The 19,937-nt window shown below is 38.5% G+C and carries 4 protein-coding genes; 1 reads left to right on the plus strand and 3 read right to left on the minus strand.

Translation table 11 applies throughout. The features are described from left to right. Positions 1 to 1,292 precede the first annotated feature (1,292 nt). Genes recD through recC form a run of 3 tightly spaced genes read right to left on the minus strand, consistent with a single transcriptional unit; the run spans position 1,293 to position 10,482 of the window. Positions 1,293 to 3,368: an exodeoxyribonuclease V subunit alpha gene (gene recD / locus C3B55_RS04365; protein WP_129211787.1), complete on the minus strand. Its 2,076-nt coding sequence runs from the start codon at positions 3,366 to 3,368 to the stop codon at positions 1,293 to 1,295. Then, positions 3,365 to 7,036, minus strand: coding sequence for an exodeoxyribonuclease V subunit beta (recB, locus tag C3B55_RS04370; RefSeq protein WP_129211789.1), 3,672 nt, complete (start codon positions 7,034 to 7,036; stop codon positions 3,365 to 3,367). Before recB ends, recD begins: the two co-directional genes overlap by 4 nt. A gap of 11 nt (positions 7,037 to 7,047) precedes the next feature. After that, the gene (recC, locus tag C3B55_RS04375; RefSeq protein WP_129211791.1) at positions 7,048 to 10,482 is read right to left on the minus strand and encodes an exodeoxyribonuclease V subunit gamma; all 3,435 of its coding nucleotides are present in this window, start codon (positions 10,480 to 10,482) and stop codon (positions 7,048 to 7,050) included. Between the two features lie 8,343 nt (positions 10,483 to 18,825). On the opposite strand from recC, the gene C3B55_RS04380 reads away from it, so the two are divergent. Beyond that, positions 18,826 to 19,560: a TerC family protein gene (locus C3B55_RS04380; protein ID WP_457912679.1), complete on the plus strand. Its 735-nt coding sequence runs from the start codon at positions 18,826 to 18,828 to the stop codon at positions 19,558 to 19,560. The last annotated feature ends 377 nt before the right edge of the window (positions 19,561 to 19,937 follow it).

Below are 19,937 nucleotides of genomic sequence, written 5' to 3' on the forward strand. Positions count from 1 at the left end.
AATAATAATTACTCTCAATAAGTTACATTAAAATATAACTGCTTCTTTGTTTCTATAAAGAAGCTTCGATATAAGACAGTCAGGCTGACTGTGTCATCCAAAACTAAAAACGTAGGCTAGTTCATAATAGCTCTCTAGTCGGCTACCTGCTACGACTACTACAGCACTAGATAATTTGTTAGATAAAAAATAATAATTTTATTAACGTTAACCTGACTAGCACGGTCAGTCACCTTGCGCAACTTCATACGAAGTACTTGTATAAGTGCTATTCTGCCATGTATAATAATTAGCAACAGCATAGCTTCTAAGTTTTCTTTCTCACTAGAATAAACCTGTCTACGTTAACGTTACTCAAAGAGTACAAAGTCGCTATATCTGCATCAGGTAGAACCATGTCGCCACTAATATTATGATAACCAACACCAGAGTTTTTGAACATTGGACAAATAACTTGCTAAAGATATCACTAGTCAGTGTATCACTGCTTATATTGCCATTAAGCATATAGCCAGACTTACTAGTAATTAAAAACTTACGCATTTTAATATAATATCAAATACAGTTCGATTTTAGCATAAATAATCAGTAATTTTAGCATAAAACATAACACTATTTTACTAAAAGCCCACTTGACTAACGAGGCTGGTTTCGGAACTCAGCTCAATATTTTATGTGCATATTCGCCACATACTAGATTGTTAAATCCCAAACTATATAATCCTGCTCGTCTTTAGCCTCCATGTCTAATTCTATAGCTTGCCAGCATTAAGCGCTTAAGAGGTTGCAATATTTATACCATATAAGAGTGCTCCAGGTTTATCCTGACGTAATTGTGCATGCTTAGCGACGATAACCAGCATAAGCATCGCTGCTAGCGATGCTATTTATGTCTTGTAAATGTTTTAATTTCGAAAAACAATAAGAACACCCACTTATTAAGCTGAACAGTAATACACAGAATACTGATTAAACGGCTATTTGGTGTTGTAACTGAAAATGCAATAAGTACTTGAGCGTACAAGCTTACGTAGTGCGAAGCCAGGCTAGTACGAATTTACACAAAAACTCTTATGGTGCAGAAATGCATAGTTCCCAGTAATATATCTTCAACTCAAACTACACCTATAATAAAAAAGACAGCTGCATTTATATATAAATTATTTCATGTATTATTTATAATAATATCTTCACAATATCAAAACAGCACTACTCTGATGTAAACTTTGTTTAGTGTGCTATGTTTATTTATAGGAAATTATACGACCGCATAAAAAATACTTAATGATCAATTAGTAAGTTTTGTTTGGCGTGGCACTTAACTCTAGCATCAAACCGCTGACACGCTTAACCTTGCGTCGTATAGCTTCCTCAAATATACCACTACGCGGTTCAATCAAGCTAAACCAGTGCTTAGCGCGGGTAATGCCAGTATAGATTAACTCCTTGGTAAGTACTGAGTGCAGCGTATCAGGCAGGATTAGTGCAGTGTGGGCAAATTCCGAGCCCTGGGATTTATGCACAGTCATAGCATATGCAGTTTCTATATCATTTAAACGACTTGGCAACACAAAACGCACGCCAGCTTGACCGTTATTCCGCGGGAAAGCCACGCGCAGCACTTGTAAATCGCAACCACTTTCTGGCAGCTTGAGAGCGATACCAATATCGCCATTCATCAAGCCCAAGCAGTAATCGTTGCTGGTTATTAACACTGGACGACCTTCATACCATTGTTTATTACCTGTGATCAATCGCAATTTACGTAATGCAGTAGTGATACGCAAATTAAGCTGTTCTACACCCCAAGAGCCCTTGCGCACGACACAGAGTAGCCGGAAAGCATCAAACGAGTATAATAGTTGTTGCGCCCAGTGAATCCAAGCAATATCGTCGCAAGACGTATCGAGAGCAGGGCGCGTGCTATGCAATAAGCTCAAGTAATAGCGATAACCATAGATTTTATCATTATGCCCGTCTATTACCAAGCGTATAAACGCATCATCGTGTTCATTTTTAAGCCTGAGGTAAAATAAATCTTTATGGCTATGAGTAACGAGCAACTTGCACGCCTCTTCAACATTTTGCTGATTTACCCAAAACGCTAGTTGACCAATACCGCTAATTTCACTGAAACGCCGCGAATAGCGTAGCATGATCACTTGTTGGGCTAAAGAATAATTAGCAGTAAAATATTCTTGCAGGTCATTGATGCTAAAATCTTTGCCACTGATAGCTTGTAGCCATTGGCATGTAGCAGGGCTGTACCCATCAGCTTCGGCATCGCGGCAAAGATTACTGAACACAGCACCCGCCTCAACAGAAGCTAGTTGGTATTTATCACCGAGCAGCACCAAACGCGCGTAAGACGGTAAAGCATCTAGCAAGTTAGCCATCATTTCTAGATCGATCATCGAAGCTTCGTCCACCACTAGCATATCCAAAAGTAATGGGTTGCTAATATTATGGCGGAAATGTCGAGTATTAGGGTAGCTGCCTAGTAGGCGGTGAATAGTGGTAACCTGAGTCGTAATGCTTTCTCGTATACTAAGCGATACATTCAAAGAATTCAATTGCTGGCTAATAGATTTAGCTAGGCATGCAGCGGCTTTACCAGTAGGCGCAGCAAGACGAATACGTAGTGGGCTACCGGCTTTCACGGCGGGTTCTTGTAATAACGCGAGAAGACGCACCACAATAGTAGTTTTACCGGTACCAGGGCCACCGGTAATAACACTGAAAGAACTACAAGTAGCTATTGCACAAGCTAGTTTTTGCCAATCAATCACACCACTAGGTAGTGATTGATTGAACATGTTATTCAGACGTTGCGGTAAATCAGCAGGAACTATTTTTTGACTGGCTATACGTAAGCGCAAAGCAGTATCAACACGCCGTTCATAGGTCCAGTAGCGGCGTAAGTATAAGCGCTTACCAGACAAGACTAGCGGGCGGCTTTGGGCTGACTTGCTACTATTATCGTTAGCAGAAAGCTCGACTAAGCGACTAGAACCTAGTGCGTGGTGCCACTTGGAGTAATCGAGACCATTAAGCAATTGCGATGGCAGCAACACAGCATAGGCTTGCTGATCACCTACGGATGTTAATGACACAGCGAAGTTTGGCGCGTTTAAAGTTTCTAACAAGTCGAGACACACATGGCCGTAGCTTAGTTGGTAACTAGTAAATGCAGCGGCCAGTAATACCAATGGGTCAGCCTGCGGATCAAGTTCATATAAAAATATGACAAAAACTTTATCTAATGCACGCAGCCAGCCAATGTCAACCCAGCGTTCAAGCAGTTTTATCAGATCTGCAGCATAGCTAAGTGGCATCAGTTCCACAAACGGTAACGGAGACTGGTTCATAGTAAAACTTCTTGTGTCCAAGTTGGCTCAGTCTTGGATAATATTGATTTACCCTGGAACAGTAAATCTAGGCTTTGAATAAGTTCACGTGGTAAATGGGTAAAAAACACGCCATGGCTAACGGCCCGAGTGCCACGCAAGAATAAGTACAGTACGCCACCAACGTAGCGATCGTAATCGTAATTCGAAAGACGTGCCTTAAGATGACGATGCATAGCCAACAGATAAAGTGCATATTGCAGATCATACCTATGCTTGAGAATTGATTGCTCCATGGCATCAAAGGTGTACGATGAATCATCGTAGCCGAGCCAGTTAGATTTATAGTCAACCACATAATAGCGTCCATCATGCTCGAAAACTAAATCGAGAAAACCTTTAAACATACCATTGAGCATAAAATGTTTAGCGGCAACTCTTGATACATTATTATGGGTATACTGGCACACTAGTTTATCAATAGTGAGTATGTCGACTTTATGGCTGGCGAACCAGAACTCCATTTCAATTTGATAGTGCTTTAGGCCGCTCAAGGTGAATACATCATTACCTGCCGGAAGCGAAGCTTTTAATAGGTGGCTAAGCCAGTCGTTTATAGTAACAAGCCAACCTTCTAAATTATGCTGGATGCAACTGGTACGTACAGCCTTTTTGATTGCTTCTGGGTTCAGATTGAAACCATTTTTGCCAGCCCATTCAAGCAAACCATGAAGGAATGTGCCTGAATTAGAACCGCGCGGGAAATAGTGAATGTCGTCACCATGCGTAACTACCTCACGCGAGGTGTCATGATCACGGCATTCTTTATTGAACATTTTTTTGGCTTGTGAACTTTCCGATGCATCAAGATTAGCGACATTTATTCTGTCATCAATACGAAGCGCGCTATAGGACGTTATTGACCATTTTTCAGAAACCCTGCGCTTGGGTAGCAATGGCGCAAGCAAGGTAGCATCGTTACGCGGCGGACGGAATACAATATTTTGTATGTCTGGTACATAAGTATAATGGATAGCAGTGCAACCTTCCTGTATACTCTGCAGGCAATATTCCAAGCTAGCGGATTTATCCAGCGGTGTATAAAAGCCTAGTAAATAACCCAGCGCTGACAAGTGCAATACCGAGCTGTTATTATTGCTACGCTTGAGGTCAGCAATACCAAGCCAGCAGGCATGCTTTGCGCGTGTAAGAGCGACGTAAAGCAAGCGCAAGTCTTCGGCTAGACGTTCATCGTCTGCCTTAGCAATTAACTCAGCAGTCGGCTGCAGGCTAACTTTAAATCCGCCTTGCTTGTCGCAGTAACGCAGCGGCAGTATGCTGCCATCTACTGGTTTAACTGAGCAGATAAATGGCAGAAAAACCAGACCATATTCTAAACCTTTAGATTTATGGATCGTTACAATTGTAACCTGTTTTTCATCACTTTCTAGGCGCAAGATCTGTTCTTCGCCAACCTGGCCAGACGACTTAAGATGTCTGGCTAAATATCTTATTAACGCTTGTTCACCGTTAAGTTCTAATGAGGCTATCTGTAGTAGCTCACTTAAATGCAGTAAGTTCGTCAATACACGTTCACCATCGCTGCTGGCGTTCAGCTTTTGCGGTAGTTTAAAATCATACAGCAAGCGTCGTAGCATAGGCAGTACGCCTTGGTTACGCCAGATTATTTGATAACCACGAAACAATATTACACTGGCTTCCAACGCCAACTCATCATCATTCAAGCACTCTAACTCTGACAACGACAGGTTCAAGGTAGCACAAGCCAATGCTGCACGCAGCAGGCGTTCGACGCCTGGCTCAGCACATGCCTTAAGCAAAACTAGTAGGTCGCAGGCTTCCTGAGAGGCGAAGACCGAATCGTGATCTGATAAATATACACTACGCACGCCACGGGAAGACAACTCAGCGCGTATAGCTTTAGCTTCTTTACCGTCGCGAACAAGAATAGCGATATCTGACTGAAGTATGCTTTTAAAAGTGGAATTTTTTATAAATCCAGTTATGCCTTGCTGCCCACTATGAAGCAGTTTAACAATTTGCGTAGCACATGCAGCTGCCAGTTGATGACGATATACCGAGTTGCTAATTGGCTCATCAGTGGGCAGATACCAAAAGTTCATTGCCGGTGGCATGTGGCCATTTACTAGCAGCTGCTCTTGACAACCCTCGGATAGCGCTGAGTGAAACGGTACCGGATTGTCACCATTCGGCTCACGAAATAGAAATGCACCACGGCCAGTCTCTGCACGCTGGAATATATAGTTTACCGCTTCAACCATCGCGTGGCTAGAACGGAAGTTTGTACTGAGTGTGTGATGACGGCCGGTGGTGTACTGTCTGGCGTGCAAATAGGTATAGATATTGGCGCCACGAAAGGAGTAAATTGCCTGCTTAGGGTCGCCAATTAAAAATAGACCAATATTTTGGTAGTTTTTTTCTATGCGATAAATACTATTAAAAATACTGTATTGTTCAGGATTAGTATCCTGGAATTCATCAATCATAACCACTGGGAACTGCTTACGGATTGCACTAGCTAAGCGCTCCCCACTATTCGTTTGCAGGGCGGCATTGAGATGGCTTAGCATATCGTCAAAACCAAATTCAGCACAACGGTGTTTTTCTTCTTTAAAGCGTTTACTTACCCAACTAGTAGCGTGTTGCAGCAAGGCTGCGTTAGGGGTTGGAAGCGTATCTAGGGCAACTTTCAGCCCAACCATGGCATTAATGCCAGCATGGTATGGCGGGTTACCATTCCAAGCATCAGCCATGCCATGAGGTGTGAGACGGGTAAAGCCAGTACCAATATCGAGCTGTTCAAGCGTGTCGTCAACAGCCCAGGCACTGATCTTTTCAAACCAAGGTTCAAAGTAACGGGCTTGCATCTTGCGGCCATCTACAGCCTTAGTAACAACAGCTTGCAGACATATCTCACGCAGTTCAGCAGCCCATTGCTTCCATGGTGCCTTAAGACTTACCAAAGCTTTACGGCGTTCTTGCAGGCAGGTTTTAATTAAATCACCAGGATCTCTAGTGTCATTGAATTGTTGTGCACTACCGAGCTGCACCTGTATAAGCAGCATCAATGCTTCAGGATCTCTCCAATTTTTACGTACCCAGTTGAGCTCATCACCGTGCATTGAATAGCAAAATAGCCGCCAGTAGTCGCGTACAACTTTACTAAGTAAATCGCTATGATCAGTTTTGAGAGTTTGGGTAAATAAGCTACCACTGTCTAATGAGTGTTCACGCAACATGCGCTGGCACCAGCTATGAATGGTTAAAATGGCGGCTTCGTCTATCAATTGAGCAGCAATATCCAAACGTTTAGCACAGGCCTGCCACTGATCTGGTGGATATTGGTTACGCAGGTCAGCAATCAAGACATCCGGCTGCTTGATTTCTTCGCGGAAAAAGCGCGCAGCTTTAGCTAGAGTATCACGAATACGTTTGCGCAGATCTTTTGTAGCAGCATTAGTAAAAGTTACTACCAAGATTTGCGACGGTAAAAGTTTATAATAGAAGTCGGATTCATCACAACCGTGGCCAAGTATTAGCCGCAGATATAAAATAGAAATAGCAAAGGTCTTGCCAGTACCTGCACTAGCTTCGATGAGTTGGCTACCTTTTAACGGGCAAACTAAGGCTACAGGCTTGCTAAGCATGCACTAGCCTCCTAGCTAGTGAGCGATTGACATTGAGCGTTAATCAAGGGATTATACAAGATTTCAGCCCAATATTCAAACTCTTTGCTGGCCATTAATGCAGCGAAGTTAGGAAATTGCCGGGTAAGCGCTGGAATTTCGCGACATTCACCTTTAGTAGTTAAACCATCACCTTCGTAAGCTTTTTTTGCAGCAGCTTTAGCCTTAGCTGGCTCAGTTTGGATAAGCCAGGCACAAGCAGTTTTAACAGCTACAGAGAGCGGCTGTTGCATGCCGATGCGCCAAGCTAATAATAGGTTTTCTAAAATGTCTTGGGCAGTGGATTTATCCAGTGAACTGAAGAGTAAAGTGTCATCACTAGCGACAAGACCAGTGCTTAGTGGCAGGTTACAGGCGCAGGCTACTACGTGTTTTACCCATGGACGGATCAAGTAGTGCCACTTACGGTTCTTAATCGAACCGATACTGTTGGGGATAACGGTCACACTTAGCAAGCCGCCATCACTACGCTGATGCAAGTCACTGATCCAACAATTCAACTGGATGCCTTGATGATTAAATCTAATCAGTTCAGTAGCAACTTTTGGCGTTGGCCAAAGCGATAGTAAGCGCCGGTAACGTTGCAGCTGATCGGACAGTTGTGCGATCAGCTCATAACGCAAGCATTCGCCAAAGCCAGCCATAGGCAACAGGCCTCTGCCTTGTAGGTGCATAGCTTGAAATTTAAGTATTTGGTCGGCATGGTCAGGCTGATTTAGTGCAGCGCTTAGCATAATATCACTAAAGCTATAGCGTTGTAGCTCGTTAAGCGCAAATGGTTCTTCATCAACTAACGGTACTTCGGTTGCCTCGAAGAATACCTTCAGGCGTTGACTGAAAAAGTTTTGTACTGGATTGCGAAGAAAATCTTGCAGCTGATTAATACTTAAGGGTACTTCCTGATAGTGCTGTGCTAGCTTGACTTCTCGTGCATTATCTGATACTTTGTGATACAATAGCCATTCGTATGCATAACTGAATAGCGAGTCGCTTTCTTGAAAGTAGCGCGCGCTAAATGGTTGCAGCGGGTGCTCTTGGGTTATTGCCTCCAGCAAGAGCTGTTCTTTGTATGCATTATGCCAGCCATCAGCAAGGTGATCGCGCAATTGGCTAATCAATACGGAAACTGTACGTTCGCTATTATCGCGAATACTGCGACCTACCCAGCTGATGTAAAGCTGATCGCGAACAGACAGCAGAACTTCTAGCAGTAGATAACAATCATCTTCGCGGCGTGAACGGTCACCTTGACGATAGTCTCTACTCATCAGATCGAAGTCTAGCCGCTGTTGAGCACGCGGATAGTCACCATCGTTCATGCCCAGCAAACAAATTAGCTTAAAGGGAATGGCACGCATTGGCATCAAAGTACAGAAATTTACAGCTCCAGAGAAAAAGTGTTGAGACGACTGAACTTGGCCATGGTCAGCAAACAAAGCTTCACAAACTACAGTAATGGGTAACTCATCTTGCAGGCCAACAGCATCGCAGGTCTCCAACCAATATTCTCTAAGTTGCTTCAGTTGGTTTAAGAGGTAGCAGTCGTGTTCGCTGCTAGGTAAAAAGAACAACTGCATTAGACGTTGCAAGCGCTCACCCCATTCTTTTGGTATTGCCGGTTGTGAGAGAGCTTGATAAGCTTGATCTAAAGCATCGAGCAAGGCAGCCAACGGTCCAATCAATACTGCATCGAGGCCACCTATTTCATCGTATGGCTCAATAGAGTTATAGGCTACACCATTGCCTGATGCATAACCAAGCAGCATGCGGCGCAAACCAAATCGCCAGCTGTTTTGCTCCAGCTCATCCGGTAGCCCGAGGCTAGCACGTTGTTCAGCGTGCAAACCCCAACGGATACCGGCACCTTCGATCCAGCGGTATAACGTAGGCAAGTCGCACTCTTTGATGGCGAAACGTTTGCGTAAGGCAGGAACGTCAAGTAAATCAAGAACTTCATTAACTGGGAAGCGACTCTCTGAGAGTTTTAGCAAATGTTCGAAAGCGATTAATAGCGGATCACGTCGGTGTTGGCCTTTATCGTCAAGCACAAACGGGATGAAACGTGAGTCTTTTCGTGTAAACTGTCTAAACACAGCATGAATGTGCGGTGCGTAACTGTCGATACAAGGAGCCATTACAATAATATCACGTGGACGCAACTTTGGATCAGCATCAAAACGCTGTAACAGTTGATCATGAAGGATTTCTATTTCGCGCTGGGCGCTATAAGCAATGTAGAAGCGGATAGAGATATCGCTACTTAGATCGACATCTGGCCAAAGCCTTTTGGTTTCATTTATGCTTCGCAGGTTGAGGACATCATCCTGCAATTGGTTAAGCATTGTAGTGGGTTCGTTCTCACGGAACAGGTCAATACGGTTATCACGGAAAGCAGTACAATAGCTATTGGGGTCATCGTAACTATCTAGTAAACTGATGTAGTCACGGCCCTGTTTGCCCCAGGCAGCCAACAGTGGATGAGCATGCTGATGCGTGGCATGCTGGTCAATATTAACCGGCATGCCAACCTTTCGCGCTTGGCGTTTATATTTTGTATTAAAAACGTGTTTATCGGCGGCAATGTCAAGCCAGTAATAACGGCAAGGGTTATGTACACAAAGCAGAACCTGGCTAAATTTTGCTAAAGCGGCAAGAGCTTCTATTGTCTGAGCAGGTAAGGAAGAAATGCCAAAAACAATTACCCTGGAGGGAAGATTTAGGTTGGCTTTTTCGAGGACGTTAATTTGCTCAATAAAATGCTGATGGACACTGATGCGGCTGTCGGCTGTACTCTTCTGGCCTATGTCCAATAGCAATGCGCGCCATAATTCTGCCTGCCAGCAGCTTGCTTGGTCTAACAGCTTAAACTCACCTAGGCCATTGCGCAGCTGATAGCGGCCAGCACCCCAATCTACCAACCAGTCAGCACGGTAGACCTGGTACTGGCAGAACAAGTCAGCTAAGCGCTCAGCCAACTGATAGCGTTTACGTAGATTAATATCGTAAGCAAGAAAACTTTGTAGTGGCTCAAAGTGTGGTTGGTCAATGACCTCAGGAAGTAAGCGCATTAGTCGCCAAATTAGCTTGGCTTTATTAAATAAAGACTGTGACTGGATTTTATGTTTACCTAAAACCATATGATACAGCTGCCACATAAAACTATCTGGAGACTGTACGTCAATTGCCGCAGCGATACCATGACCACCTAAATCATTTCCTTCTGGGTCTTCAGCCAGGGCCAACTTAAGCCATTGAGCTATCTCATTACTCTGGACTAGAATTATTTCATTTTCTAGTGGCTTAAGTGGATAACGGCGCATCCAACTAACTACCAGGCTACGCAGCTCGTCCATACAATTACTATGGATTATAATAAATCCAGCACTCAGAAACATAGTATCTAGCATACACTTTCCTTAGTAAATGCAAAATCAAAAAGGATATATCAACATGATAGGATATAATTATCCTTATACCTGATGGTTATTATAATTTAGTCTTACGAGTAGTTAGCCTTGATTAACGTAATTACCTCATAACGCCCATACACTATTAACCTTGCAACTGTAGTTGGTAATAAAAATTACACAGAATTATCAATTAATTACGTGAAAGGCAGTTAATTTCCTGGCTAGATTAATATCTCACATATTTCTTGCAAGCATTTTTACATAAAACTAGTAAATCTAAGAGCATTCAAACTGCTGATATAGACTTTAGTATTAATTTGTTTAAACTAACTGCACAACAGACTTAATATTAATTTTCTTTTTATCGTACTCTTCAAGGAAGTAAGTAATGCGAGTAAAATCTTATAAAAACTAATGCTGTTAATTAAAAAATGATTTTATAACTACAGAGTTATATTAAAAATATTTTTTATTGCGGCTTTAATTTAAGTATTAATTATATTTTTGATAACTTTTTTCTAAAAAACTTGCTACTGTAATGCGAGCTAGTCCCTATTACTGTATAGTCAGACAAACGGTATGCTTAATATCTTGAAGCATGTGCACTGCTATATCTTAATTGAAGATTTATTATCTATTTAGACATCTTAAAATACGTGCTGAAAATAACCTTATAACTATATTTCTAGAGATAGACAACTTAATGCATTAATTATGCCACTGGACGTTTGGAGTTTTCCATGTCTAATTAATATTATTAATGAACTAACTAGAACATTTAATTGTATTTACGCTTTACGCTGTCTAAGCTAGATATCAATATTATTTTTAGTCTAAACAGTTACCTTTGCTATTAGTGTTCTTTTTTTGCTAATCCATGCGTATTTTCGTTATACGAAAAAATTCACTATTTTTTACTATGCTCATTAGTAAATTAGTTTTATATGTGGTTTTTAAATTAATCCTATGGAATGTAAAGTTAATTTAACTAACAACTTACGTACGCTTTATACCTGTAGATTTTAATAAAAATCTAGCATTTGTCTGTATTACAAATACTATTAGTACAGAGTTAACAAGTGATTATTTTGCCAGAAATACTAAAATAATTGCGTATTTGAGTCAATGTTTTTACTTAATTAAACAGTATATCATAGATAAAAGATTTATTTGACAAACGCATCATAACTGAATAAGGATTGCTCTTATCATCCAACATTTTACCGCTATCTTTAGTAGAACTAATATGGACCGTATTTTAGTTTTAGTGAGAAATCATTACTTTTTAGATTAATTATAGATTATCTCTTTAGTAAGCCGTCAATGCTTCTTATTGACAAATCAACCTAACTTAGCTCATCTGATAGCTTAAGGCTCGACCTACGCTGATTTTAGTAAATCTAATGCGGTATTAGTGCTAGTTTCTAAGCGCTATCAGGCTACTATGGGAGAATTCTTAAATATTTTAATCTACCTATTACCTTTAAGAAAGGTTTGCTTTTTCTACTTTTTTGAATTACGCAAGGTACATTTACCACAGACATTTAATTAAATTGACAATTAAGATTCGTCTTTTTAATTATATCTGTGTTATTTAATGATAAACTTGTTATGCAGAAAATCTGATCCATTATCACAATACTCATACAAGTACTAATACAAATTATTTTTTGCATGACTATTTGCTAGTCAGAAATAATTTTTAAAATCTTGTAAAGGTCATTTAAATAATGTCAGCTATTTATATTCGTATGAATAAGCAGAAACTAAGCTTGTAGCAATACATGCTGTAGTTAACACTTCTTTTGCTCTACTTGCGATCGGGAAAATAAACATGCTAACAAAATCAAAAAATATTACCTTATCAACGCCAACGATTTCTGGACTTCAATAAATTAAAAAGTTTTATCACAGCTTAAATAATTTTATTACTTAAAATTTGTTGTTTTCATAACACACGATACAGAATACATTACAGACAGAAATTATTTTCCGTAAGTGCTTTAGCTTTAATATTATTAAAAATCTAATAGTAAACTTCAAGCAATATTTTGATTTCAATTAACCACTTAAAAATTAAAGTTATACTATTTCTCCACCATAACTTTAGATAAACACTGAAATAATAAATTTACCTAACAGTCTGACTTCAAATTACTTCTAGTTAACCTACCACAGATCTCCATGCATATATAGTTTTTTAGTGCTTCGCCTTGCCAAGTTTATATTGCCTGCTATATGGCGCACGAGATACTTCTACACTGCATCTGATTTTCGCCAATGCAATCTATGCTGCTTTTATGACGCCTTTATGACACTAAGTTGACGGTAAAGCATCGCGTACGGTAATCGTCTACTAGAATAGCGCTGGGCAGTATAAACTCCCTATTCTATATATTTTTACATATACTCTACCTAAGCATAGCAGCAGCATTAGAATGTACTTGAACCATTACCGTGTATATATACAATGACGTGCAAAGCATTAGACTTCTTATGGATCAACCTTGTATTTGCGAGCATGCTGTTATTGATCTAGACAGCAGCAGCTAACAGTTCATCAACCTAAATTGGAGCTGCTTACGCATTTGGTGTCGGCTGTTAATAGACACTCTACATTATATTTAGTAAACCTGGCCACAATAACAGCATGCTCGCCCTGGCCACGAGCAATCATGATCATCCTAATTTCTATCAACCACTTAACTTGATATACTAGAGATAGCCGTTTTAGCCAAGCACTGTATCTGGATCGCTCTTCCTGTAACAGTGCTGATCACGCATATAATGATCTGGCATCCATCTGGATGATTCTAGCTGCAGTCTGTACTGCACTCGCGATGTAAAATTAATCCACACAGTTAGTGTGTAGCCACTTCTTCATTATCGAAGGTATTTTTTAAAATTTACTACTTTAGGTAATGCGATGAATTATGAGCGCATACTTTTCAGCGTTTGGATAAAACATCTATCTATGCATCAGACGATTTTATATTCTATAAACTACACCTACTGCCTGCATATCTGTAAGCAGACTAGCACGGCTATAAAACCAGTCAAGCAAAAGCCATGCCTAGGCCAAAAGCCGAGAACTAAGTAAAAAATTAGCTCTGGATTATCTACATTACGACTATACTGCTAGCATTCTATAATATTATACATAATCTTCAAGAAGATACTGAGCAAGCTACGCTTGACGATTAAAAAGCATTTTAACTGCTCCCAATATCTTCATTCTTTATAAGCCAAAAATACAGCTTATCCTACAATACTAGATAATCTCAACTCACACATTAACTGGCGTTCTCTGATTAATTAACCAACTAACAATAGGAAAACTAGAGCTACTGACGATCTAGAATGTACCAGTAAGCAGTATGTCAGTAAGATTCAGCAATCTTGAGTAACACTGTTAAAGTGTTGTACTATTACGAATTAAGTTGAAGAAAGTAAAAGTTTATTTAAATTACATACATTCAAGAAATATATTTCTTCTCGTATCAATACATTATCTATGATTATTTCACCAGTAATAAAAAATCCGTTAGCTACCCTTACCATAAATTACTTTAACACTTAAAATATTGCTAATGCTTCTCCAGGATAAAACTACGATTATTACCAATATTATACATGTCTTACGCCACAAGTATATTAGCGATTTATTCGTTAACGAAGACCGGGCTGGAGCACACTATTAATATAGTATGTACTGTTAGTTATTACGCCAGATATATGAATTTTATTCGTCTCGCGAAAAGCATGGTTAATTTATTTCATGGTAGAAAGACTTCTAGTCATAACAAAAAACTTCTAGTATACGCGGCGCTAGTTTATTTTTGAAGAACCATGCAGTATATCGTGTATTATATACTTTGACTTAGTAAGCTGTACATTCAGTAATAGCGAGTCACTCCTGTTAAAACTAGCCTGGCTAGCTATGAATCAGTCCTAACACAAATAACATAGAGGTCATGCATGGGCATAGGCATGGTTTAGCTATTCCTGATTCAGCGTAAACTGGGGCATTTAGTCAAATGCTAATCAAGAGCCCATAGGCAACTCGAAAACTTTAGGACATAAGATCTATGATCGAAAAAAAGACAAATCCGCATCACTGCTGCTTTCAAGGAAAGGCTAATTAACTAGCCATAGCAATATACCCTAGCATTTCAAGGCTCAAATAGTCTTTTTTAAAGTTATAGTCAATTACATCTTAATATTTAGGGTATATATGTTACGTTATAAGAATACTGCACCTATTGGTTTTAAATATAGCATTTCAGCTATATTTAAAAATGTTTTTTTGAACGCATTCAGACAATAACTACCACAAATATGATTTATAGTGAATGTTTAATAACCCATAAAAATCTTTGCAAGATCATACAATTGATATATAAAAGATAATGTTAAAAATATCATTTTAACTAAATTGTACTTATGGTAGCTGCGCTGCACTATCACAGTCGTATGTATATTAACCACTACGGCGTTAAATTCGTTAACATACTTTATAAAAAACTATAAAGAACATAAATACGCTATAAGCGCTGATAATTGTACATGTTGCTTTTTAATTAAACCTTCATAGAAAACAATATAAACAATCTGTGACTCAAATAACTAAACTAGCATAAGCAGCTATCTACGCTGTAGTTTCGTATATATATATAATTTGCTAAACTGTCTGTATTTAGTCTGCGCCAAGAAACAGCGATTATAAATTAACTCTGAAGAAGACATTATCACCGGCGCACTTAGTGCGCCGCAAAAAAACAAAGTTATCCACAAACAACGCTTACGCATTAATTAGGACAATAAAAAAGCGTATTTCTTTAGCACTTATAACCTGCTTATTTTGATACTAGCAATTTATATTGCCTACTACGTAGCGTAACATAGCAATCCTGTAATGCATATACATTTAATAATGCTGTACCTACTAAATAAAATTTTAGTAATTGTGATCGTCAGCACTGCTGGCACAGTTATTGCTATAACTGCGCTGAACAAGATCCAGGCATACTAATCTTAATCCTAATAATAATTAACGTATTCTAAAAGTTTTTTAGTTATTCACAAGTAATTGTTAAAGATGCTAAATAAATAATCCTTTAAAGGCAAAATAAGAAGCGTCGAGGCAATAAACATAAATTATGTTAATACGCCTTACTTAATTAAGGTTTTTTAAAGTTTACCATACTCACTATATCTAGATACAGTGAGTATGGAGCTAGTGCACTATACTAACATCAGCTTTATCTATAGGATCAGTCCTGAACTGACCGCTATCGCTTTGATTATGATTGAATAAATAGTAATCACTAAGATATCAAAAACTAGTAGCTTGTATACGTAACATAATCAACTTATTGGCAGTATTTATTACGTTTACAGTAGTAGTAAAATCATAACTATGCGCGCATTGTTAAACACCGTGGTGATTTGATGTTTATGTATAACCGCCTAAGCCAGTTTTTTTAATGTATTGTTCAGTAGTTTCGTAATATGACAGATGCTAGTCAGATAGCTCAGAGAAAAAATACGCCAAGTAAAATTGAGCCTAGCGGACAACAACCTAGTTATTTCTGACTAGCACTAATACCTTTATTATTGTTTTGATCCTGCCATATTACTTGGCGGTATTATGAAGCGCAATATAAACTTTAAAAATAAACGCGCAACTTAACTGCTTTAGCGAATCTATAAAGTACACAGATCTATTCTGTAGCGGATCTTATACTTAAACATATGGCCTGCTACTGGATAATACAGCAGGCACGTATTTATACGTGATTAAGATGGAAGACATTAACATAGATTTCAAAAAATATTGATGTAGTGATTAGTTTAACCTTAGCAAGGTGTTAAAATAAACTAATAAGGCTGACTTAAATTTACCTATCGCTAGCATATTAACCATTAAAGTGATTAAGGCTAAAAAGCCTGATTGCTAATAAATGTTAAATAGCTACGGGCTATGCTTGACTTGGTAAAATAATTTTTTATAGAGGAGACTGTGATAATCTTCGGTTAGACATCAAAAGTCATTTAAACTTAAACCTGAGCATTCAGCAACGCTGACTACTTATAGTTTATAAGTCCAGCATAAGAATGTAACAAGAGGTATTCTAAGTTTTGCTTTATGCGCTCACATGAATCCTGCAAACGCTCTAACATTAAGTTAGAGCGTTTGCAGGATGAATCGAGAACTAATTTTTTCAAAAATTACTATACCGATTTCTTTGCTTCCATCGCAAACCAACAATTCATATATCAAAATTATATCTGCTTGCCTTTGTTATTAAACAAAGTGATGAGAGCACTATGGCGTCGTTGCTAAAAAATGACCATAATGATCAGTACTGACCGTAGTAATTGCCTAGAAAAATAATTAACTATAGCAAAATCCTGCTATCACTATATGCAATTTTAGCTCAACAGCGCTATGCGTCAGGCAATCAACATAAATGAATTAACACTCATCAGTCAGCATCTACCATAAACCATTGAATAACTGCGCAGTAACTAACTTAAGTTACTTAATATTGCAACAATCAAAGCAGTCGCGTTTATTAAATTAAAGACATATTTTTATCTATCACTTTCACTGGTAACTCGACTAGTTATACAATTTTAACAATATTAGGCTGCTGTAACAACATCAAATAGCTAGCCATCAACAACTAAATCGTTTATATGTGTGTTTGCTAATCCTGACCGATCAGATCCTAGAAGATTATAAACAAAAAATATCTTCCAGTAAATCAGTGATGGAATTCATTTCTTCTGTCTATCTTTCGCAAAGAAAATAGGTGTTGCTTGAGTCAAGAATAGATAAACTTGGATGAAAGCATTTAATAATTATATATTAATATTAATCTTCGTGTATATGCAATAATAGCTTAGAATCGACTTAACATAGTATTTTTGGACTGCATGGAAAGCTGTTGTCATGCATACTTAAATGTCGTCTCACTTAAGCAGTTTATTATCAATATATCTCTTATATACTGGCTATATAGGTTCATCAAGCCAATGAATACTATCAAGATTACGTAATCTGACTAATATAAAATAGTGGACTGCTAGTATTAGCTAGAGAGACTAAACTGCAGAGTTATCTAAGCTTTTAGAGTGTAACTAAACAGTAAAAGTTTTCCGAAAAGATAAACCGTAGTTTAAAATCTCATAAACACATAACGAACCTTATAGGCTAGATGCCTAGTGTTGAAACTAGTGCTTAGTGTACTTATTTTATCATAGCTACTATGAACTGCTTTACTTTGATCGTCTATGTGAGTTATTCCATGTTTTATCTTTAACTGATTAGATATGAACAGCTCTATTTGACATGACTATAAAACTCAGCGTATACTTCTTTGTCGTCAACACCGCCGATAGAACCAACGCTCTCAAATTAACTAACAACACTGCTAGTATTTATTGCTACTGATAATAAATAGTATCATATCTTATAGAAGTGACGCTAAATTATCTGCGCTGAATTTAACCTAAACTTCATAGCAGTAATCTAAATTAGCGTAGATAATTCTCATTTACCCACTTAATGTTCACTTTATGTTTTTATTTTAATATTTCGGAGTAATTCTATGCGTAGCTAGTTAATTAGTGGCACTGTTGGTATTTTGTGAGTTGATACCACTCATTAGCAAACCATGAAAGCTAACAGTAATATCATTGTGCATGCTTTGGCTCTTTTACCATTAAGTTTATTTTATACACTGCTACCTCCATCTATGATCCCAAAATCGTACGCGAAGATCACAAAGATACTACCAGCTTCGTAACATCTAATAGCGACATCTGCAGCACATATTTAAAAGTCGCTTTTGATATCATGTGGACTTAGCATATCGAAAGCTCATAGGATACCTGCTCACAAATAAAGATGTCCGCACTCTATACAGCGCCTAATCATTTAGGCTGTAATAGCGTTGATTATATAGCTCTATAGGTACAGCCTAAAAGCCAGCCTGCCGCTATAGCTCAAGACTGATAGAGACTATAACTGACCCAAACGGTAAACTAAATATTGCCGCAATGGAAGTTGCTCATACATCAATATCGGCTAACCTGTGCACTTGCTTAACAAGCTAATATCTTCGCATTATTCTATTGTTAGCCATGGCAAGTATTAAATTAGGCAATCATCAATTCTTGACCAGTAAGTAGACGGTGTTTGTGTATATATGCATGATATTTACTAATTTACTGATGTGGATTTCCCAACTATCTCACAAACAATAATTTGTAATGATCTAACTCTGCAGCACTATAGCTTATATAGTTTCATATTTTCGCAAAGGAATAAAAATGGAATGGCTAACTAATCCAGAAATCTGGATTGCCTTCTTCACCCTGACGACCCTCGAGATTGTTCTAGGTATTGATAATATTATCATGATTTCGATCTTAGTAAGCAACATGCCTAAACATATGCAGACACGTACCAGGATCTTTGGCCTAGCTCTAGCCATGATCACACGAATCCTATTGCTACTGTCTATAACCTGGGTCATGCAACTAACTGTCGACTTATTCGTGATTTTCGGCCATGGTATTTCTAGTCGCAACCTAATCCTATTCTTCGGTGGTCAGTTCTTGCTATGGAAAAGCTCGCAAGAGATTTACCATACACTGACAGGTATAGATAAAGCACGCAATAAACCAAAAGGCGCCAGTAATAAGTTTATTTACACCATTATTCAGATTGCGATCATTGATATCGTATTCTCACTAGACTCAGTAATCACTGCGGTTGGTATAGTTTCTCATGTGCCGGTAATGATTGCCGCAATCATCGTAGCAATATTAATGATGATGCTGGGTGTTGGCACTATCAGTAAATTTATCGATAAACACCCATCGTTAAAAATACTCGCATTGTCATTCCTGATTGTAGTAGGCGTTGTGCTAATAGCTGAGTCTTTTAATGTACACATACCAAAAGGCTACGTATACTTCACCATAACGTTTTCATTAGCTGTGGAAATAATAAATATTAAGATGCGTGCAACCATTGCTAAGAAAAATAGTACCATCCTTTAAAATAGCGTAAGAATATCCTGGATAAATAATAGTCACTCACTATAAATGCTATTGATAAAAAATAATTTTTTATTGACAATTTAATTTTAATCTTTATATTAATAATATAATTATTGTTACAAAAAATAACTTTGTCAGCTGCAGCTCAGCCATAATAAAATTCAAGTTATGCCGTTTATTAGCCATGAAGATTAATGAATTATATGCTAGCCTTGCTCATGAGCAAGGCATAAGCTGTAGCCTGCAATCGCCAAGCGTACCCACAGAGTACGCACCTAATATTCAGCTGTTTTTTAATTGCTGTTTCAGCATCACAGGTAGTACTGGTATACTGCACGCTCAGTCAGTTCAATAGGCGTTAGCCTGGACAATTGCTT

The sequence above is a fragment of the Candidatus Pseudomonas adelgestsugas genome (genome assembly GCF_004124255.1).
GTDB lineage: Bacteria > Pseudomonadota > Gammaproteobacteria > Pseudomonadales > Pseudomonadaceae > Aquipseudomonas > Aquipseudomonas adelgestsugas.